Raw genomic sequence first — 21,972 nt, forward strand, 5'->3', positions numbered from 1 at the left:
CATTACCGTAAAGTATTCCCTCAGGAGGGAGTCATGTTTTTATTTTCTTTTCCCGTTCAAGCTCGCGCAACTGTTGCCAGCATCATCACATTAAGTGTGTTATGTGCTATTAGCCCTACTCTTCAGGCTGCTGATAATAAAAAGGTTTGGTCATTTAATAGCACAGTAACAACCGCGCAAAAAAACGACCCTTGGCTCACGGGCAATAAACACCAGCAACAAGCCGTTGAGGCCATGAGCAATGCAGCTTCAAGTTTGCCAGATCCTAAAATGTCGGTCGCATTTGCAAACCTGCCTACCGATGGTTTTGATTTTTCTCAAGAGGGTATGACACAGCTAAAAGTGGGGATTACCCAGATGTTTCCTCGAGGTGATAGCCTGACAATAAAGAATCAGCAATTGCGTATTCAAAGTGAGGCCTATCCGTTTCAACGTAACGACAGAAAAGCCAAAGTTGCTGTTACCGTTGGCAGTTTATGGCTGGATGCTTATTACGTTCAACAAAGTAGTGCCCTAATAGAACAAAATCGCTCCTTGTTCGAGCAATTAGCGGATGTAGCTCAAGCCAGTTATTCTTCAACGTTAGGTAAAACACGCCAACAAGATATTGTTCGTGCCCAACTTGAGTTAACACAGCTAGATGATCGACTCGATAGACTCGCACAGCAACAAAATTCTTACCTAGGCAGGTTATCACAATGGCTATCGACGGCATTTCTTAACGATCCTATGCAAGTAAATATTGCTGAAGTCGGTCAACTACAGAATATGAAATTAGCTAAGCAATTACCCCAGTTAGATTTACTACATGAAGATTTAAATCACTCGGGCGCTGCTCGTTCAAATGCCGACAGGAATGGCCTTAGCAGTACTAGTTTGAACAATCCCCCTTGGTTATCTGTTGAGGAGCTCACCGAACAATTCGTTAAGCACCCTGCAGTTATTGCATTAGATAAAAAAATACTAGCGACAAAAACAGGCATAAATTTAGCAGAACAAGCCTACCAACCTGAGTGGGGTATTAATGCAAGTTATGGCTATCGTGATGATGATCCCTCAGGTAACAATAGAGCAGATTTATTCTCTGTTGGGGTGACTTTTGATCTGCCACTGTTTACTGATAATCGTCAAGATATGACAGTAAAATCAGCAGTTTCAGCAACAGAAGCAGTAAAAACAGAAAAAATATTATTACTGCGTCAGTTACTGGGTGCTTTCTCTAGTGCACAAGGGCGTTTATCACGTTTGAACAATCGTAAAACACTTTACCAAACCAGACTGTTGCCACAAATTCACGATCAAGCAGAAGCCTCATTAACGGCATATACCAATGATGATGGTGATTTTTCCGAAGTCGTACGATCACGCATCGCCGTACTTAATGCTGAAATAGAACAGCTAAAAATTGCGGTTGAACAGCAAAAAATAATTTTAGAACTGAATTACCTTTTTGTCGGTAGTTTGGCTACGAACAATACATCGAAAAATCCGCAGCAAACTTTTGCTCAGCGTGAGGAAAAATAATGACTATCAATAAAAACACCAATGACTCAGTAGAACGCCCAGTAGTAAAAGTCAGACACATTACGTTAACAGGCATAATTTTAGGCTTAGTTTTCGGGGTAATAATCACTTTAGTTGTAACGAGCTTTTTACCCTCAACAACAAGTGTTAGTGATAGTAGTAAAGAAGAAAATAAACCTTTGTATTGGGTAGCGCCAATGGATGCAAATTTTAGACGTGATCAACCTGGTCAATCCCCTATGGGTATGGATCTTATCCCTTACTACGGTAGTCAAAACAATACGATTGATGAAGGCGCTGGCACTATAAAAATATCGCCGAGTGTTATAAATAACTTAGGTGTGCGCACTACAACGGCGACTTATCGCCCACTCAAGACCACGATAGAAACCGTAGGTTATGTCACTTATGATGAAGACAAATTAGTGCATATTCACCCACGTATTTCCGGCTGGGTTGAGAAGCTCTACATCAACGCTATTGGTGATCCTGTAACCAAGGGTCAACCGCTTTATGACATATATTCACCTGAATTGGTTAATGCTCAAGAAGAATTACTGCTCGCATTGGATAGAAAAAATAAGCGTTTAATTTCAGCTGCTGAAAATCGTCTTATCGCCTTACAAATCCCTCGTAAAGCTATTAACGCCTTAAAAAAGGATAAAAAAGTACAGCTCAACGTTACTTTTTACGCACCACAAAATGGTGTAGTTGAGAGCTTATTTGTCAGACAAGGTTTCTACGTAAAACCAGAAACCATGATGTTATCTATAGTCGATTTAAATCAGGTATGGGTAAAAGCAGAAGTTTTCGAGCGCGATGTTTTTAAAGTAGTCATCGGCGATAGTGCTAGCATGCGTTTAGATTATTTACCCTCGAAACAATGGCTCGGTAAAGTAGAACACGTACACCCTATGTTAAATCCAAAAACAAGAACCGGTATTGTTAGGTTGCATTTTAATAACCAGAACGGTGATTTAAGACCGAATATGTTCGCGCAAATTTCAATAGCGATCAATGACAACGAACCCGCTTTGCAAGTACCAAAAGAAGCCGTTATTCGCACGGGTAACCAAGACAGAGTTGTTTTGGCACTAGGCGATGGTTACTTTAAGTCGGTCGCGGTGAAAATTGGTCGTTTTGATCGTGATAATATCGAAATTATTTCGGGTCTTTCTGAAGGAGAGAAAGTAGTTAGTTCCGCTCAGTTTTTACTCGACTCAGAGTCTAGCAAAACGTCAGACTTTAAACGTATGCATATTGAAGAGTTTCAATCTGATGATTTTATGGACGAAAGTAATAATGACGTGTCTTCGGCAATGGTAAATGGCACCGTCACTTCCGTGATGACCGATCACCGCATGGTTACTATCGATCGTGAAGCGATTGAAAAATGGAACCGAGAGCCCGCTAGTGTTGATTTCATTGTGAGTGAATCCGTGGATATGGCACTATTTACTGTTGATGCTTATTTAATGTTTACCTTCGAAATTAGAGAGGGTGAATTCATTATTGTTAGCGCTATGGCGATGAAAAAAGGCATGTCAGGCAGCTCTTCACATGATATGGCTCAGGGAGAGAAACAATGATTGCTGCCATTATTCGTTGGTCAGTAGGTAATCGTTTCTTCGTCATCTTGGCCACTATGATTTTAGTGGGCGCAGGTTTATATGCAGTAAAAAATACGCCTATTGATGCATTACCTGATTTATCAGATGTGCAAGTTATTATCAAAACGAGTTATCCCGGACAAGCACCGCAAGTTGTTGAAGATCAGGTAACTTACCCACTTACCACCGCCATGTTGTCAGTACCTGGTGCAGTAACTGTTCGTGGTTTCTCTTTTTTTGGTGATTCTTATGTGTACATTATTTTTGAAGAAGATACCGATCTTTATTGGGCGCGTTCTCGTGTATTAGAATATTTAAGTCAGGTATCTCCTAATTTACCGAGTGATGCAAAACCGCAATTAGGCCCTGATGCGACAGGTGTTGGTTGGGTATACCTCTATTCGTTGATCGACAAAACCGGCCAACATGACTTAAGTCAATTACGTAGCTTACAAGATTGGTTTTTAAAATATGAGCTGCAAACGGTAAAAGGTGTTTCAGAAGTTACTGCACTTGGCGGCATGGTTAAGCAATACCAAGTACAAGTTGATCCAGACAAGCTACGTGCTTTTGGTATTCCACTTTCTCTTATTCAAACAGCCATCAAACAAGGTAACCAAGAGATTGGCGCTTCTGTGGTAGAAATGGCCGAAGCTGAATACATGGTAAGAGCAACGGGTTATCTAAAAGGCGTTGAAGATCTTGAAAATATTCCCTTAGGTGTCAATGAAAACGGCACACCACTATTACTTAAAGATGTTGCCCAAATAGGCACGGGGCCACAAATGCGCCGTGGCATTGCCGAGCTAAATGGTGAAGGTGAAACCGTCGGCGGTATTGTGGTGATGCGCTTTGGCGAAAATGCTCAGCAGGTCATTAACGGCGTAAAAGTTAAACTAGAACAGTTGAAAAAAGGCTTACCTGAAGGGGTCGAAATTGTTCCCGTTTATGATAGATCGGCATTAATTGAGCGTGCTGTAAGTAACTTAGCGATGAAACTGTTAGAGGAGTTTGGTGTTGTCGCTTTAGTTTGTGTCATTTTTCTCTTTCATCTCCGCTCTTCTTTAGTGGTGATTATTAGCATTCCTGTCGGTATTTTAACGGCCTTTATCGTGATGCATGCGCAAGGTTTGAATGCCAACATCATGTCTCTTGGCGGTATCGCTATTGCCATTGGCGCTATGGTTGATGGTGCAATTGTAATGATTGAAAACATGCACAAACATATGGAGCGTGAACCCCAAGATAAACCCTTATCAAACGAAAAACGTTGGCAGGTTGTCGTTGATTCCGCCAGTGAAGTGGGCCCGGCATTATTCTTCAGTTTACTCATTATCACAGTCAGTTTTGTGCCAGTGTTTACCCTTGAAGCGCAAGAAGGTCGAATGTTTTCGCCGCTCGCTTACACCAAAACCTATGCAATGGCGGCCGCTGCTGCGTTAGCGATTACCTTGGTACCAGTATTAATGGGGTACTTTATTCGCGGTAAAGTACTCGCTGAACATAAAAATCCGGTAAATAAATTCTTAACCGCATTATACCTACCTGCACTCAAAGCAGTATTACGTTTTCCAAAAACCACCCTATCTGCCGCTGTGGTTGTGTTTATCATTGGTTTATATCCGTTAGATAAAATAGGCAGTGAATTCATTCCTCCGCTTGATGAAGGTGACTTGATGTATATGCCAACCACTTATCCTGGCATATCTATCGGACAAGCAAGGCAGTTACTGCAACAAACCGACAAGCTGATTAAAACGGTACCTGAAGTAAAAACCGTGTTTGGTAAAATGGGACGTGCAGAAACAGCAACGGATCCCGCACCGTTAACTATGATAGAAACCTTTATTCAATTTAAGCCTAAAAGTGAATGGCGCGAAGGCATGACTATCGCTAGTTTAAAAAAGGAACTTGATGCGTTAGTAAAACTACCCGGCGTCACTAATGCTTGGGTTATGCCAATAAAAACCCGTATAGATATGTTAGCTACAGGCATAAAAACACCTGTTGGTATTAAAATATCGGGACCAAAACTTGAAACGATTCAAGAAATTGGTCAACAGCTTGAAAGTATTTTGGCCAAAGTACCTGGTACCGCTTCAGTATATTCTGAGCGTGTTGCTGGCGGTCGCTATATCAAAGTTGACATTCAACGTGGCAAAGCGGCTCGTTATGGTTTAAATATTAGTGATATTCAGCAAGTGGTTGCCACTGCAATTGGTGGTATGAATGTTACCAATACCGTAGAAGGTTTAGAGCGTTATCCGGTGAGTTTACGTTATCCCCAAGATTACCGAGACTCACCAGAGCAACTTTCACAATTACCTATAGTTACGCCTAATGGTCAGCGAATTTCGTTAGGCGATGTTGCCCATGTCTTTATTGAAGATGGTCCACCTGGCATAAAATCAGAGAATGCTCGATTAACCGGTTGGGCTTTCATTGACTTGGCTGATACCAAAGGCGTTGATGTTGGCAGTTACGTGACTAATGCACAAACAGTACTGGATAGGGAATTAAAACTTCCTACAGGTTATTCTATTACGTGGGCAGGTCAGTATGAATACATGCAGAGGGCGAAAGCTAAACTGACGTATGTGGTGCCACTAACGTTGGCAATTATCATTGTATTACTGTATTTAAACTTTCGAAATGTCATTGAAGTCGCCATGATTTTAGGTACCTTACCACTGGCTATGGTGGGTAGTATTTGGCTAATGTATTTGCAAGGTTTTAACTTCTCTGTCGCTGTAGGTGTCGGTTTTATTGCGCTTGCTGGTGTTGCAGTAGAAATTGGCGTTATTATGCTAGTTTACTTAAATCAAGCGTATAATGCCTTAATAGCTGATAATACCAGAGCAGGAAAAATAACAACTAAAGCTGAGGTTTTACAAGCCGTGCTTCATGGCGCAGGTTTACGAATAAGGCCTATTATGATGACCGGAGGAACGGTTATTGTTGGCTTATTACCCATATTATATGGCACAGGTACTGGCTCAGAAGTGATGAGCCGAATTGCTGCACCTATGGTTGGTGGTATGGCGAGTGCTATGCTATTAACCTTACTCGTTTTACCTGCGCTCTATTATTTATGGCGTTCGGCTAATTTACCAACGACTGATGTTGTCGTTTAAGAAAAAGAAGATGATGAAACACACTAAAAACCTTATATCATTTAGCCTTGCGTTCTTGATTATATGCGCAAGTATTCTTGCTAAGCCTGTCCAGGCAAGAGTTTTAGTGGTAGCTTCTGATGAATGGTGCCCTTATATCTGTGACGACACTCATCTTCCGGGGTTTTTAGTTGAGATAGTGACAGAGATCGCTGCCAGTAATGGCGTTAAAGTAAAGTTTTCTTTAACGCCATTAGCAAGAGCGTTAGACCTCACTAAAAAGGGAAAAATAGACATTCTACTGGGTTTAACTTCACAGCATATTGGTGACTTTCAGCTCAAAAAAAGTCACCTAACTTTTGGTGGTTTATATAATGACTTTTATGTACGCGCTAGTGATCCATGGCGCTTTAAAAGTATTGCTGACTTAGAAGTTGCGCTAAAAAGTAATGCTATTTTAGGTACGATCAACGGTTATGAGTATGGCGACAGTATCGGTAGGTTATTGAAAGATAATACAGCACACATATTTTCAGCTAGTGGCAATTCTCCTTTGCAAAAACAATTGAAAATGTTGCACTTAGGTCGATTGGACATTTTATTGGACTCTAGATTTACTGTGCAATATCAGCTATCTAAGTTGTTACGAAAATCAGCACAGTTGAAAATATCAACTAGGTCCGAGCCCTCAATCGTTTATGCTGGCACTGAAGGAATTTTTACTCCGCTATTTTTAGGGTTTTCACCTTTACTGAGTAAAAAATACGTACAACTTTTCGATAATGGCTTAACTAGCCTTAGAGAAAATGGACGGTTAAACAAAATATTAGAAAAATATGGCGTAACAGATTGGCATCAGCAATCTGTTACCTTCCAAGATGAAGAATTATCACTATTATTGGAGGGGTAAAGCTTTCTTGCAAAGCTCCCCTGATTCCATATTACCCTAAACATCAATATGAAGACTATAAATGCACTTTTTCAAAATAATATTACTTGTTGGTTTAGCTCATTTTCTAGCGATATCTATCGCCTCTGCTAATTCAGAAATTACTCAAGCGCCATTAGATAAACACCAATGGAGCTATGACACTGACCCTTATGGTAGTGAAGCTATTATTAACGAAAAACTGATTAGGCATGGTGGTATTTGGATAAAGTTTAAGCGAGTTCCTCGCGTTGATGCCAAGCGTAATTCATGGGTTGAACTCATTCATCGATTACCTGCCACTTCTTTAGCCGGTAGCCAAAAAATACGTTTAACCTACCAATGTGATATTGCTCTCATTATTAAATTATCACAGCGAGAATACGGTAAACATGGCGATCAAAGTTATGCCCATTATCAAATAGAATTACCACCAACAAATCAGTGGTCAACTAAGGAAGTTGATTTGAAAGACTTCTCCCGACCAAAATGGACACCTGCCAGCTCAACAGATTATGGTTTATTACCTGAACATGTTGATGCAATTTATCTGACACCAAGCATGACAGATAAAGATGGTGGTGAAGCTATTTTGCAAGTTCGTGCGATTGAGTTAATACCTTAAATCATTACCTTAGGAAATTACCTTAAGTCATTACTTTAAGGAATAGCCTTAGGCCATCCATTCAAATACCACGTTTGAAATTCAACTATTTTTCACAAACATTCAATTTATCAATGTTTTAAATATTTACCCAAAGGCTATTTTTTTAATCCAACAATAGAATATTCGCCACCGACGGTGAGTTTAACGACGACCGGTTTATCTGATGTGTTTTTCCAATACCAACCATGAACACCGGTGAATGGTGTAGTAAAACTACCTTTCATTTCAGTCAACGTCGCAATAGCATAACTTTCATAATAACCTGTGGTATCGCCTTCAGGCTCGCCGTGTAAATCAAAGAACAGTGCAGCGCCATCAGTTTGCCATTGATATTCCATTTTCTTAAACTGCGCCATAGCAAATTTATACTCAACACCACGTCCTGCAGGGACAATAACTTCAATAATATCGGTTTCTTGTTGATTTTCTGTATTTAGTTCATCACTTTGGTTGCTGCTAATTGTCGCAGAGCCCCCTGGATTAGCTAAAGCTGTTAAACCAAGCTTAGCGCCAATACCTGTTGGGTCTATATTGTATTCTGCTGGCAAGATAAAACTAATTAGTACAATACCAGCAATCACCAACGCGATAATAGTTGATTTGAATAAAGCCTTATTTGATAACGTATGTTGCATATATACCCGTTCTACTTGAAGGTGCATGATTCAGCTGGAATTAGAAACGCCTTTAGGGAAGGCTGAGCAAACTATACTCTACGTTACATTTCTTTTTAAGGGAATAACCCTTAATAAAAAAATGCGCCTTAATTATAAATCGCTCAGACTTCCTGAAACGAGCATCTTCAAGTGGAGCGGGTACAAGTCTCTTAAATATCGAATTGAGTAAGTGAGTTTTTTGCTGAGCTAATAACATTGATAACTTAGTAACCTTGATAACTCAGCTAACTCATAAAATAGCCAGTTAACTGAAAGCCTATCAGCATAAAACCAGCGCTCATTAATAAGGTATTACTTGCCGTTGAAAATTGGGCAAACGAATGATGTTTTCGCCAAAAACTAATGATCAGTAATATAAATGTTAGCGCGGCAAACTGCCCCAACTCCACCCCTATATTAAAAGCAATCAAGTTCTCCCATAAACCCTCTTTGGCTAGTTGAAATTCTTGTAATTTTGTCGCTAAACCAAAACCATGAAATAAGCCAAAAATCAGCACAGCCATTTTAGCATTTGGGCTAAAGCCTAAGGTACGCTCAAAACCACCTAAATTATCAAAACCTTTATAAACAACCGACAAACCAATAATAGCGTCAATGATATAAGCATTAACTTGCACATCACCCAGCACACCAAAAAGTAAAGTTAAGCTATGTCCCAAGGTAAACATACTGACATACAATAAAATGTCTTTGCTCTTATATAGAAAAAATATTACGCCAGCTAAAAACAGCAAATGATCGTACCCGGTCACCATATGTTTAGCGCCAATATACATAAAAGGGAAGAATTGAACCCCAGTATTGTTTTGTAAAAAAAGACGGGTACTTTCATCGACGCCATGCGCCATAGCATTGAAAGAAAATAAACCCACCATGCTCAATACCATGGTAATTAAGGCCAGGCGACTACTTCGAGGAAACATTAATTACTCCGCTGATTTCAGCCTAAATTGAGTGATAAGAATGGGTGTTAAAAATGAATTGCGTTCACACTGAGTACATAATGCCAGTTAAATAGAGCCTGACAAGTGCTGCCGCTACTATTTTTAATATTCAACTCATTGCTTACAAGGCATCGACAACGCAATATTCAACTCATGTTAATTTCACATGGTGAAATTTTTATCAAAATCGCATAGTGATAAACACAGCCTTGGATAATTAAATACTGCTCTTGAGAACCCTCAGCAAAGCACTGTTTTACCACATATTCATAGTTAAATGAGAGTCATTTCCTGCCTCCATTTAAAGAGAATTAAGTACACGTTAGTGTCCTCGTACAACGACTGCAGTAACAAATAAATCAAAGCTGACACTTGTGTCAACTATTGATTCTGCTATAGTGAATCAATACGAATATTCAACTCGACACTAAAAATCAAAATTAAAGCGGAAAGAATAATGGTAGCAAATACAATAAAATTCCTGTTAAACAACGAGCTAGTAAAGATTGAGAACTTAGATCCTAATACGACTGTTTTACAATACTTACGTGAAGAGCGATTTAAATCTGGCACAAAAGAAGGCTGTGCTTCAGGTGATTGCGGGGCTTGTACCGTAGTACTCGCTGAACTAGATCCTAAAAAGACTGGTCAACTAATTTATAAATCAATTAACTCCTGCATTACCTTTGTTGGTAATTTACATGGCAAGCAATTGATTACTGTTGAAGACTTGAAGGAAGGCGCTCAGTTACATCACGCCCAGCAAACAATTGTTGATAACCACGGTTCACAATGTGGATTCTGTACCCCTGGATTTGTTATGTCGTCTTTTGCTTTGCATAAGCAAAACAACACACCAAATCGTGCTGAGGTATTAGAAGCATTAGCCGGTAACTTGTGTCGTTGTACTGGTTACCGCTCAATTATCGAAGCGGCCATCACGTCTAGCGAAAGTGCGGCAGAAGATTCATTTGCTAAGCACTATCAAGCAACCGTTACTGCGCTAACAGCATTAAAAAAATTATCAGCGCCTGCATTAACAGGTAATAGCCATAACTATATTGCGCCAAAAAATATCGATGAGTTGGCGACTGAGTTAACCAATGAGCCTAAATCCACATTAGTGGCTGGTGGCACCGATTTAGCCCTTTCTGTTACACAGAATTTAGCAACGATTGATAAGCTTGTTTATGTCGGTAATGTTGCAGAATTAACGACTATCGAAGAAACAGAAACTGAGATTATTATTGGCTCTGCACTACCTTACAGTGAATTTATCGATACATTGCATCATTACTACCCTGATTTAGGGGAAATGATCGAACGTATCGGTTCTAAGCAAGTACGTAATACCGGTACTTTAGGCGGCAACGTTGGTAATGCCTCACCTATTGGTGATATGCCACCAGCGTTAATCGCTTTAGGTGCAACCATGACACTGCATGTTCAAGGTCAAGAACGTACCATCTTAGTTGAAGACTATTTTGTCGACTATAAGAAAACTGTGCTTAAGCCATCTGAATTTATTAAATCAATTCAAATCCCTAAACCTACCGCGGGGCAAACGTTAAAACTTTACAAAATTTCTAAGCGTATTGATGACGATATCTCAGCGGTATTAGCGGCCTTTTTCATCGAGCAAGAGGTTGATGGAAACGGTCAAAAGATTACTAATGTCCGTTTAGCTTTTGGTGGCATGGCTGCTATTCCTAAACGTGCACCTGCGACTGAAGCCATATTGTTAGGCAATAGCTTAACAAAAGCGTTAGTAGCGCAAGCAAAAGAAGCGTTAACGACCGATTTCCAACCAATGTCAGATGTTCGTGCTTCTGATAAGTACCGGATGACCGTAGCTCAAAACCTGATTGAAAAATGTTATTTAGAGTTGCAGAGCGCCAATGCAAGAGAAGTTATAGAAACACGAGTGGTAAATTATGCGTAGTCTTATTGATGTAAAGAAAGCCGTTACTAATAAAGTACAAACAAACACAGACAAAAGTGTTGTTAACGGACAAAAAAATGTTGGTTTAGGTGGCGTAGGTCGTTCTAAAAAACATGAAAGTGCTGACAAGCAAGTGGCTGGCGAAGCCATTTATGTAGATGATCGCCCATCACTGCGTGGTGAGTTACATGCTGCGGTAGGTCAATCTACCATGGCACATGCCAACATCATCTCAATGGACTTATCTGCCGTTAAAGCAGCGACAGGTGTTATCTCAGTCATTACGGTTGAAGATGTGCCTGGACATACCGATATTGGTCCAGTATTCCCTGGCGACCCAGTACTAGCCATTGGTAAAGTTGAATTTATTGGTCAGCCCATCTTTGCTGTAGCGGCAACAAGTTTCGATCTTGCTCGTAAAGCGGTTAAATTAGCAAAAATTGAGTATCAAGAGCTTGAAGCCGTGCTTACGGTAAAAGACGCGTTAGCGAAGCAAAACTTTGTTCGCCCGCCATTTACCATGAAACGTGGTGATTCTGACTCGGCTATTACAGCGGCAGATCATCAATTATCCGGTGAAATCCTAGTTGGTGGTCAAGAACATATGTATCTTGAAGGGCAAGTATCAACAGCTGAACCGACCGAAGATGGTGGTATGAATATTTTCACCTCTTCACAACATCCTAGTGAAGTACAAAAGTTAGTAGCTGAAGTTTTAGACATTCCACTAAACAAAGTATTAGTTGATATGCGCCGCATGGGTGGTGGTTTTGGTGGTAAAGAAACACAAGCAGCACCTTGGGCATGTATCGCAGCCTTATTGGCAAATGTGACTAAACGCCCAGTTAAGTTTAAGCTAGCGCGTATGGACGATATGGTGATGACAGGTAAACGTCATCCCTTTGAAAATAATTACACCGTTGGTTTTGACAAAGATGGTCAAATCAAAGGTATTAACATCGAAGTTAATGGTAACTGTGGTTACTCCCCCGATTTATCTGATGCCATTGTTGATAGAGCAATGTTCCACTCAGATAACGCTTACTACTTAGATCAAGCAACCGTTACCGGTAATCGTTGTAAACTAAACACTGTATCTCATACCGCTTACCGTGGTTTTGGTGGTCCGCAAGGTATGATGACCATAGAGATGGTTATGGATGATATTGCGCGTCATTTAGGTAAAGACCCGTTAGACATTCGTAAAGTAAACTTATATGGCACTGATGACCGTAACGAAACCCACTACCATCAAAAAGTTGAGCATAATAACTTAAGCGAAGTTATTGAGTCATTAGAAGAAAGTTCTGATTACCAAGCACGTCGTAAAGCCATTACTGAATTTAACGCTACCAGCCCTATTTTGAAGAAAGGCATTGCCTTAACACCCGTTAAATTTGGTATTTCATTCACGGTACAGCATTTGAACCAAGCTGGCGCACTTGTTCATGTTTACACTGACGGTACCATTCACTTAAGCCATGGCGGCAGTGAAATGGGCCAAGGTTTGAATACTAAAGTAGCGCAAATTGTTGCTGAAGAATTCCAAGTTGATGTAGATACTGTTGCCTGTTCTTCAGCACGTACCGATAAAGTGCCTAACTCATCCCCAACAGCAGCCTCATCAGGTACTGACTTAAATGGTAAAGCAGCAGAAGCTGCGGCTAAAGCCATTAAACAACGTCTCATTGACTTTGCTTGTGAAAAATATCAGGTTGAAGCAGAACAAGTACAATTTGAAAACAACAATGTCATTGTCGGTGAGCAAACGTTCTCTTTCGCTGAATTCTCACAAATAGCTTACATGGGCCGAGTATCTTTATCTTCTACTGGCTTCTATAAGACCCCCAAAATTCATTTTGACCGTGCTACAGGTAAAGGTCGTCCGTTCTTCTACTATGCAACGGGTGCCGCTGTATCAGAAGTTATCATTGATACCTTAACGGGTGAATACAAAACCTTACGTACCGATATTTTACAAGATGTTGGTCACTCAATTAACCCAGCAATTGATATTGGTCAAATTGAAGGCGCTTTTGTTCAAGGTATGGGCTGGTTAACGACTGAAGAGTTAGTATGGAATGAACAAGGTCGTTTACTTTCAAACAATCCAGCAACTTACAAAATCCCAGCAATTAACGATGCACCTAAAGATTTCCGAGTTGCCTTAGTGCCTGATGCACCAAACCGTGAGCACACCATTTACAACTCTAAAGCAGTTGGTGAACCACCATTTATGTTAGGTATGGCCGTTTGGTCTGCACTTAAAGATGCTATCGCCAGTGTTAATGATTACAAAACTAATCCGAAACTAGATACGCCAGCAACACCAGAGCGAGTATTGTTTGCAGTTGAAGCCATTAAAGCAGTGACAGCGAAGTAATTCGCCCTTTCATCTGAATTAAGTCGGAATAAATAGGAATATCATCATGAAAATGAATTGGACCGGTGCAGCACACCAATTGAACAAACAAGGCAAAGCCTATGTTATCGCGACAATTGTTGGGGTAACTGGTTCAACTCCGCGTAATAGTGGTACCAAAATGGTGATAACCCATGATGATATTTTTGACACCATAGGTGGCGGTCACCTTGAACATAAAGTGATTAAACATGCACACCAGCTGTTAATGGCTGGAGATGATTGCCAACAGCTAGAACATTTTCAGTTAGGTGCACAACTTGGTCAATGTTGTGGTGGTAATGCCAGCGTATTGTTTGAAAGTTTTAGCGCCAGTGGTGTCAATATCATGCTGTTTGGCGCAGGTCATGTGGGTAAAGCACTAATGCCTATTCTTGCTGGTTTACCTTGCAGCATTACTTGGGTTGATAGCCGTGCGGATCAATTCCCCGATGACGCAGGCAATTATCATAATGTCACCACATTAGTCAGTGAAAACCCGGCTGAAGAAGTTGCTCTCATGCCAACGAATAGTTATTACATTGTCATGACTCATAACCATCAACTGGATTTTGAGATCAGTCACAATACTTTAAAACGCGCTGATTTTGCTTATTTAGGTTTAATTGCCTCTGATACCAAATGGCGTCGTTTTCAACAACGATTCCAGCATCGTGATATTGCTAAAAGCTTAGTAGAAAAGATGAACTGCCCCATTGGATTACCGCAGGTACAAGGTAAGTTGCCGATGGAAGTAGCAGTGTCAGTTGCTGGTGAAATTATTCAGCTGTATCAAGCTGAGCTAGCGTCACAAGCATTAGCTAATCCCAGTGCCAACAAACAAAAAGATGCCAAACCACAAAGCACTAAACAAGGTATCGCTTGGCAAGAACTAAAAAGTTTAATGACGGAAGAAGTAAGTTAGTCAGTTCGTGCAATGAGTATAAGTATTCTCAACGTTCACGTTTATCAAATTTTAAGGAGAAGCAAGGTGTCTCATTTTGCCCTGCAAAGTAAAAAAGTTATTGTTCATGCTGGTGATCAGAGCGAAATGATCGCTGCCTGCATAGAAATAAAAGGTCAACTAATCCATAACATTCACCCTTATGGACAAGCCCTTGATTGCCCAATAACCGATTTAGGTGAACAGGTACTTATGCCAGGTTTGGTTGACTCTCATGTTCATATTAATGAGCCAGGTCGCACCGAATGGGAAGGTTTTAATACCGCAACTCAAGCAGCAGCGGCAGGCGGTATCACTACCTTAGTTGATATGCCACTGAACTGTATCCCAGTTACAACAACCAAAGCTGCTTTTGAAGAAAAGCTAGCGTCAGTACATGACAAACTTTGGGTAGATTGTGGCTTTTGGGGTGGCGTTATCCCTGACAATATTGATGAACTTGATGATTTACTAACTGCAGGTGTTTTAGGCGTTAAATCCTTCTTAATCGACTCAGGCATTGAAGAATTCCCTAATGTTGCTGCAAAAGACATTCGTGCTGCTATGCCTATTTTAGCGAAACACGACGTGCCATATTTGATTCATGCTGAACTAGATTGCGGCAGTTTTGACGACGTTAAAATTACCGATAAATACAATAGTTTTTTAGAATCACGGCCTAAAAGCTGGGAAAACAATGCTATCTCGTTAATGGTAGACATGGCGCGTGAATCTAAAGCAGCCGGTGATAACTGTAAAATTCACATTGTGCATTTATCAAGTGATGAAGCGCTCGATACCATTGCAAAAGCAAAAGCTGAAGGCTTGCGTTTTACCGCAGAAACCTGTCCACATTATTTAACTATTGCCTCAGAAAACATTCCTGATGGCAAAACGTTATTTAAATGTTGTCCACCTATTCGCGAAAACAAAAACAGAGAGCAGTTATGGCAAGCGGTAACTGATGGTCGCATTAGTTTTATCGTCTCAGATCACTCTCCGTGTACACCGCAATTAAAACACATAGATACCGGTGACATTGAAAAAGCATGGGGCGGTATTTCAGCACTGCAATTTGGTTTGCCGCTTATTTGGACCGAAGCAAAAAACCGTGATTTCACTCTGGTCGATTTAGCCCGTTTGATGTCACATGAAACCGCCAAGTTTGCTGGTTTAGACAAAATAAAGGGCCAAATATCTGTTGGACATCATGCCGATCTCATGGTTTTTGATGACACCGCCAGTTTTATCATCAGCACTGACATGATCAAACATAAACATAAAATCACCCCTTATGTGGGACGCAAAGTTGATGGCCAAATAATGCAAACATTTGTTCGTGGTCAGCAAGTTTACTGTAATGACCAATTTATCAGTTCGCCTATTGGCAGACCGTTACTTAAAGGCCAGCTGTAAGTTAGCTGTCTTCTATTTAACAAATGAAATGAATTAAAAATTAACAATAAGAACTAAAACAAACTAACACTCACGCAACCTAGCGGAGCCTTTGAAAGGTTTGGCTAACAAAGCGTTAACAGGAGATGAAGTAATGATTGAAGATTGGTTAGCACAAAACAAATTATCTACCGAAGATGCAGCATTAGAACAAAAATTAAAGACTCATTATGTCGATTTAGCTAGCGAACGCGTTGGCGGTGAAACACTGTCATGTAGTGATGATTTCTTTGCTGAAATGGAAAACTTATTAAAGCCCGGTCGTGGTATTTTTATCGAAGAGAAATTTACTGAACGCGGTAAATGGATGGACGGTTGGGAATCACGTAGAAGTTATGGTCGTAACAATGGTCGTGATTCAGATTGGTGTATTATTCGTTTAGGTATCAGTGGTGTTATCCGTGCTTTTGATATCGACACCAATTACTTCCGTGGCAATGCTCCAGAGAAAGTATCGGTTGAAGCTTGTGTAAGTGAAGTTCAACCAAACAAAGATACCGTTTGGCATACTATTTTTGAAGCCACCGATGTTGAAGCACACAGCCAAAACCTTTTTGTCCTCGACGCTGAAAAAAAGCTAAATAACACAGCTTTTACCCATGTGCGTTTAACCATGTTCCCTGATGGTGGTATTGCGCGTTTTCGTGTGTACGGTGAAGCCGCCGTTAACTGGAATGATTTTGTTGACGGTGAACTGATCGATTTAGCGTCAATTAGAAATGGCGCTAAAGCATTGTTAGTTAGCGACATGTTTTTCAGCGATAAAAACAATCTAATTATGCCAGGTCGTGGTGTGAACATGGGTGACGGTTGGGAAACTAAACGTCGTCGTGATCCAGGTCCAGATTGGTCAATTGTAAAACTTGCCGCTACCGGTAGTGTTAATAAAGTCATCATAGATACGTGTCATTTCAAGGGTAATTTCCCTGACACCTTTATGCTTGAAGGCTGTATTAGCGATAGTGATGATTTTTCTGATAGCGCAACAAGCGTAACTTGGACTCCAATTATCCCAAGTACTAAATTGTATGCTCATCGTGAACATTTATTCACTAAAGAAATAATCACTGAAAAAGAGCAACCTTTTACTCATGTACGTTTAAGCATCTTTCCTGATGGTGGTATTTCTCGCATGCGTGTTTTTGGTAACCGCCAAGGTTAGTTAGCACTTTTTTCGTCAGGTTAACGGCACTGTTATTCAGTGCGGTTAACCAAAACGATTAATAATCAATCGCTATTTTAAGCTTTTACTATTAGGCAGTAGTGATTAAAGGAAACTAAAATGATATTAGAAGATTTAAACCAATTACCTGCAGCGGAGGCTAGCCATACATTTATGCAGTGTTGCTCCGCAAGTGCTTGGGTAAAAAAAATGGTTACAGCGCGTCCATTTTCTTCTGAGCTAGCAATAAAAAAAGCCGCTGATGATGCGTGGCAAGGTTTAACTGAACAAGATTATTTTGAAGCCTTTGAAGGTCATCCAAAAATTGGTGATGTCAGTAGTTTACGTGCTAAGTATGCTAATACCAAAGAATTGGCAGGTAACGAGCAAGGTTTAGTTAAAGAAGCAAATGACGATGTACTTGAAGTACTTTCTCAAGGTAACAGCGACTATGAAAAAAAATTTGGCTTTATTTTTATTGTTTGTGCAACCGGAAAAAGTGCTAAACAAATGTCTGATTTATTACAGGCACGTCTACCAAATAATAAAACGCAAGAGCTTGTTAATGCCGCTGAAGAGCAACGTAAAATATTTCAACTACGCATTGATAAAGCATTAGCTGAAGGCTAGTCCTAAATTTATTAAGGAACAAATATGAGCCAAATTACTACCCATATACTTGATACTACCCGTGGATTACCCGCGAAGAATGTACCTATCACCTTGTTTGCTCAAGACGGTGAAGGTTGGAAAGAAGTCAATGGTGGTGTCACCAATGAAGACGGACGTTTACCCGGTTTATTGGCTGTTGACGAAACATTAGCAGCGGGTGTTTACCGTATGCATTTTGCTACCGCGGTTTATTTTAAAGCCAACAACGAAGCAGGGTTTTACCCATACGTTGATATCGTTTTTGAAATCGATGCCAGCGGCACGCATTACCACATTCCATTATTGCTAACCGCATATGGATACTCTACTTATCGCGGTAGCTAATTAGCTATTCACAATAAGTAGACACAGTTTCAAGCCAGTAGAAAGATATTAAGCGTTACCATTAACCGAGAGATTAAGATGACCAGTAAAATCATTAATGTTGTACCCCAAGAGCTAACGGCAGAGAATTTCTCAGCTTATGGGGATGTAATTTCGGTGTCCGAAAGTGCTGAACATTTCGCCATTAATGATGGCCATACTATGCGTTATCACGATCTTGCCGAGGTTGATGTTGCCGAGCAACAGGGCAAAACCCTGATTAATATTTTTCGTTCTACCCCGCTGGCTTTTCCTTTACCAATAGAAATGATGGAGCGTCATCCATTAGGTAGCCAAGCGTTTATCCCTAAAGGCAAGCAACCTTATGTAGTGGTTGTTGCGCCAGCAGGTGAACTTGATACCAGCAAAATAAAAGTGTTTTTAGCCAGCAGTGAACAAGGGGTAAATTACCATAAAGGTACTTGGCATCACTTTTGTTTAGCGCTCAATGAAGTGAGTGACTTTCTCGTAGTCGATCGCGGCGGAGAAGGTGATAACTGTGATGTTGAAAAACTCGACGGTTCACTGGTGATCTCATTAGCAGCTAAGTAATGAAGACTTCAATAGTAATATAGTAAATAGATAGCACGGTATTAAGCCGTGAAAAACAGTACAGCACCCAGTAATAGTAAAATTCAATAAGTAATAGGTTAAGAAATATGTCGAACAACACTGCAAACACTTCTTCAACGAGTGAAGCAATAAGTAAAGCTACAAGTACCGGCCGCAAAGCATATCGTGGCGAAGTACTACACTTTTTAGCGGATCCTGCCAAAGTATCAGAAGAAGAGAGTTATCAGTACTTTGAAGATGGACTATTAGTCATCAACCATGGCTTAGTTGAAGCCGTCGGTAACGCCAAGGATTTACTGAAAACGTTACCCGCCGACGTTGTCGTTACCCAATATGACAATGGCCTAATCATGCCTGGTTTTATTGATACGCATGTACATTATGCACAATCCGAAATGGTCGCTTCTTACGGCGAACAATTACTCGAGTGGTTAGAAAACTATACCTTCCCTGAAGAAAAAAAATTTGCTGATCTTGAACACGGTAAACGTGTTGCTGAATTTTTCTTAAGCCAATTATTAGATGCTGGTACCACCACAGCATTGGTCTTTGGCACAGTACATAAAGAATCTGTTGAAGCTTTTTTTACCGTCGCTCAACAGAAAAAATTACGCATGATTTGCGGTAAAGTGTTGATGAATCAAAACTGTCCTGATGATTTATCAGATACCGTTGAATCAGGTTACGCCGACAGTAAAGCGCTCATTGAAAAATGGCATAACACTGACAGATTACAATATGCGGTAACGCCACGTTTTGCACCGACTTGCTCAACGGAACAACTGAATAAAGCCGGTGAGTTATTAAAAGAATATCCTAGTGTTTATTTACATACCCATTTATCTGAAAACAAAGATGAAATTGCATGGGTGAGTGAATTATTCCCTGACAGTGACGGTTACCTTGATGTGTACGATAAAAGCAGTCTATTAGGTCGCCGTAGTGTTTTTGCTCACGGTGTACATTTGCACGATCATGAGTGTCAGCGCTTAAGTGAGACCAATTCAGCCATTGCTTTTTGCCCAACCTCAAACTTATTTTTAGGTAGCGGTTGTTTCAACTTAAAGCAAGCTGAAGAATTTGATGTGAATGTCGGCTTAGGTACTGATATTGGTGCCGGTAGCAGTTTCTCTATGTTAACCACACTCAACGAAGGTTATAAAACTCAGCAATTACGTGGTGATAAATTAAGCCCCTACAAATCATTATATTTAGCGACCTTAGGGGGCGCTATTGCCTTAGATTTAGAAGGGACTATTGGTAACTTTATTCAAGGCGCTGAAGCTGACTTTATCGTGCTTGATTATCAAGCAACACCTTTAATGGATGTACGCATCAAACGCTGTACAACCTTAACTGAAAAATTATTCGTGTTGAGCATGCTAGGTGACGATAGACACGTTAAAGCGACGCACATCATGGGCGAAAAAGTTTAATTAACAAATTATTTAATACCTGAAACCTGCGAATACGGCATCAGAAGTACTCATTTATAGTTATAAATTCCGTGCTTCTTCTTTGTACTCACAAACTTCAGACATCAATTAATTCACTAATGGTATATTCAAACGCTTCACTTACTAAAGGCTAAGGAGCTAATAAAAATACCAGTACTACATATAACAGGCGGTTTCCTAGCGCGGGGCTAAGGCAACATCACTTACAGACAATGCTTTATAAAAACGATAATCATAAGACTATATTGTATAGAGCATTAGTTACTCAAAAATTTAGTTAATCATAAAATTATAAAACCCTTATTTCGAGTAAAGGTACAAAAGGAAAGACTATGGACCCGTATATTACTGAGTGGTTAAACCTAATCATTCGCTTCGCACATCTTATCGTTGGTATCGCTTGGATCGGTGCTTCATTTTACTTTGTTTGGTTAGATAACCATCTTGAAAAACCACCCGAAGCAAAAGCTGAAAAAGGCATTTCTGGTGATCTTTGGGCCATTCACGGTGGTGGCTTCTATGAAGTAGCAAAATATAAATTAGCGCCACCTAAAATGCCAACCACATTGCATTGGTTTAAGTGGGAAGCTTACACCACTTGGATCACAGGTTTCTTACTACTCTCGCTTATGTTTTATGTTGGCGCTGAATCTTACCTCATTGACCCGCGCGTAAAAGATTTAACCCAGTGGCAAGCTATTGGCTTAGGACTAGGCTCGATTGTTATTGGTGTGGGTAGTTATGAGTTATTAGTACGCACAAAGCTTAAAGACCATGGTTTAGTATTAGCCGTTATTTTATTCGCTATTGCGACAGTTTTATCTTACGGATTAACCCAAGTCTTTAGTGCCCGTGGTGCTTACATGCATATGGGTGCAATCTTAGGTACTATCATGGCTGGCAATGTGTTTTTCGGCATTATGCCATCACAACGCGCCTTAGTTAAAGCGGTAGAAGAAGGTGCTACTCCTGACTCTAAATATGGCCTTAATGCCAAGTTACGCTCAACGCACAACACCTATATCACCTTACCCGTGTTGTTCATTATGATTTCAAATCACTACCCAATTACCTATAACCATAGTGCAAATTGGTTAGTACTAATGGCCATCATATTAATCACTGCAGCCGTACGTCAGTATTTTGTTTTACGTCATTTTGGCCAACAAAAACCTATGGTATTAGTGAGCTCTATTATTGCCACTATCGTGCTTGCCTACGCTATTGCCCCCAAGACAGTTGAACTCTCCGCTGAGCAAAAACAGCAAGGTGTTAGTAATGCGCAAGTCCAACATATTATTGAAACCCGTTGTAGTGCCTGTCATTCAGAAGCACCAACTGATGATGTATTTAAATCTCCTCAAGGTGGCGTTATTTTTTCAGACATGGCTTCTATCAAACAATGGGCACCGAGAATTGAAGCTCGTGTTGTCAACTCCAAAGACATGCCGTTTATGAACAAAACCCAAATGACTGAGGAAGAACGTCTAACGCTATCACTTTGGTTAAGCAAAGATAAAGACCAAAATAAAGGATAAGAA

17 protein-coding genes are annotated in these 21,972 nt (G+C 40.3%); 15 read left to right on the plus strand and 2 right to left on the minus strand.

The window, feature by feature from the left end; all coding sequences use genetic code 11:
* Positions 1-33 precede the first annotated feature (33 nt).
* From CPS_RS21855 to CPS_RS21875, 5 genes are all read left to right on the plus strand, one after another.
* Positions 34-1,524, plus strand: a complete 1,491-nt coding sequence (locus tag CPS_RS21855) for a TolC family protein (protein ID WP_011045575.1) — start codon at positions 34-36, stop codon at positions 1,522-1,524.
* The gene (locus tag CPS_RS21860) at positions 1,524-3,113 is read left to right on the plus strand and encodes an efflux RND transporter periplasmic adaptor subunit (protein WP_011045576.1); all 1,590 of its coding nucleotides are present in this window, start codon (positions 1,524-1,526) and stop codon (positions 3,111-3,113) included. The genes CPS_RS21855 and CPS_RS21860 overlap by 1 nt, the downstream gene beginning before the upstream one ends.
* Complete coding sequence (locus tag CPS_RS21865) at positions 3,110-6,268, plus strand: efflux RND transporter permease subunit (RefSeq protein ID WP_011045577.1); 3,159 nt, start codon at positions 3,110-3,112, stop codon at positions 6,266-6,268. The genes CPS_RS21860 and CPS_RS21865 overlap by 4 nt, the downstream gene beginning before the upstream one ends.
* A 10-nt stretch (positions 6,269-6,278) precedes the next feature.
* Positions 6,279-7,157: a substrate-binding periplasmic protein gene (locus CPS_RS21870; RefSeq protein WP_011045578.1), complete on the plus strand. Its 879-nt coding sequence runs from the start codon at positions 6,279-6,281 to the stop codon at positions 7,155-7,157.
* A gap of 61 nt (positions 7,158-7,218) precedes the next feature.
* Positions 7,219-7,800, plus strand: a complete 582-nt coding sequence (locus CPS_RS21875) for a hypothetical protein (RefSeq protein ID WP_011045579.1) — start codon at positions 7,219-7,221, stop codon at positions 7,798-7,800.
* 137 nt (positions 7,801-7,937) lie between these two features.
* Here CPS_RS21875 and CPS_RS21880 read toward each other — a convergent pair whose 3' ends face one another.
* A complete protein-coding gene (locus CPS_RS21880) occupies positions 7,938-8,477 on the minus strand; it encodes a hypothetical protein (RefSeq protein WP_011045580.1) in 540 nt (179 codons plus the stop codon).
* 266 nt (positions 8,478-8,743) lie between these two features.
* Positions 8,744-9,406 carry a HupE/UreJ family protein gene (locus CPS_RS21890; protein WP_420794799.1) on the minus strand — a complete coding sequence of 221 codons (663 nt, stop codon included), beginning with the start codon at positions 9,404-9,406 and terminating at the stop codon, positions 8,744-8,746.
* 514 nt (positions 9,407-9,920) lie between these two features.
* On the opposite strand from CPS_RS21890, the gene xdhA reads away from it, so the two are divergent.
* The 10 genes from xdhA (at position 9,921) to CPS_RS21940 (ending at position 21,969) form a co-directional block, all read left to right on the plus strand.
* Positions 9,921-11,405 carry a xanthine dehydrogenase small subunit gene (xdhA, locus tag CPS_RS21895; RefSeq protein ID WP_011045583.1) on the plus strand — a complete coding sequence of 495 codons (1,485 nt, stop codon included), beginning with the start codon at positions 9,921-9,923 and terminating at the stop codon, positions 11,403-11,405.
* Positions 11,398-13,788: a xanthine dehydrogenase molybdopterin binding subunit gene (xdhB, locus tag CPS_RS21900; protein WP_011045584.1), complete on the plus strand. Its 2,391-nt coding sequence runs from the start codon at positions 11,398-11,400 to the stop codon at positions 13,786-13,788. The genes xdhA and xdhB overlap by 8 nt, the downstream gene beginning before the upstream one ends.
* 46 nt (positions 13,789-13,834) lie before the next feature.
* Positions 13,835-14,731 (plus strand): xanthine dehydrogenase accessory protein XdhC, encoded by an 897-nt coding sequence (gene xdhC, locus CPS_RS21905; RefSeq protein WP_011045585.1) that lies wholly within the window; start codon positions 13,835-13,837, stop codon positions 14,729-14,731.
* A gap of 66 nt (positions 14,732-14,797) precedes the next feature.
* A complete protein-coding gene (allB, locus tag CPS_RS21910) occupies positions 14,798-16,165 on the plus strand; it encodes an allantoinase AllB (RefSeq protein ID WP_041737182.1) in 1,368 nt (455 codons plus the stop codon).
* A 100-nt stretch (positions 16,166-16,265) separates the two neighbouring features.
* Positions 16,266-17,366 carry an allantoicase gene (gene alc / locus CPS_RS21915; protein WP_238383571.1) on the plus strand — a complete coding sequence of 367 codons (1,101 nt, stop codon included), beginning with the start codon at positions 16,266-16,268 and terminating at the stop codon, positions 17,364-17,366.
* Positions 17,367-17,486: 120 nt separating this feature from the next.
* On the plus strand, positions 17,487-17,996 hold the full coding sequence (uraD, locus tag CPS_RS21920) for a 2-oxo-4-hydroxy-4-carboxy-5-ureidoimidazoline decarboxylase (protein ID WP_011045588.1): 510 nt from the start codon (positions 17,487-17,489) through the stop codon (positions 17,994-17,996).
* A 24-nt stretch (positions 17,997-18,020) separates the two neighbouring features.
* Positions 18,021-18,362 carry a hydroxyisourate hydrolase gene (gene uraH, locus CPS_RS21925; protein WP_011045589.1) on the plus strand — a complete coding sequence of 114 codons (342 nt, stop codon included), beginning with the start codon at positions 18,021-18,023 and terminating at the stop codon, positions 18,360-18,362.
* Between the two features lie 78 nt (positions 18,363-18,440).
* On the plus strand, positions 18,441-18,953 hold the full coding sequence (locus CPS_RS21930; RefSeq protein WP_011045590.1) for an ureidoglycolate lyase: 513 nt from the start codon (positions 18,441-18,443) through the stop codon (positions 18,951-18,953).
* Between the two features lie 107 nt (positions 18,954-19,060).
* Complete coding sequence (gene guaD, locus CPS_RS21935; protein ID WP_011045591.1) at positions 19,061-20,410, plus strand: guanine deaminase; 1,350 nt, start codon at positions 19,061-19,063, stop codon at positions 20,408-20,410.
* Between the two features lie 353 nt (positions 20,411-20,763).
* Positions 20,764-21,969, plus strand: coding sequence for a urate hydroxylase PuuD (locus CPS_RS21940; protein ID WP_011045592.1), 1,206 nt, complete (start codon positions 20,764-20,766; stop codon positions 21,967-21,969).
* Positions 21,970-21,972: the final 3 nt, after the last annotated feature.

Source organism: Colwellia psychrerythraea 34H, from assembly GCF_000012325.1.
GTDB classification, from domain to species: domain Bacteria; phylum Pseudomonadota; class Gammaproteobacteria; order Enterobacterales; family Alteromonadaceae; genus Colwellia; species Colwellia psychrerythraea_A.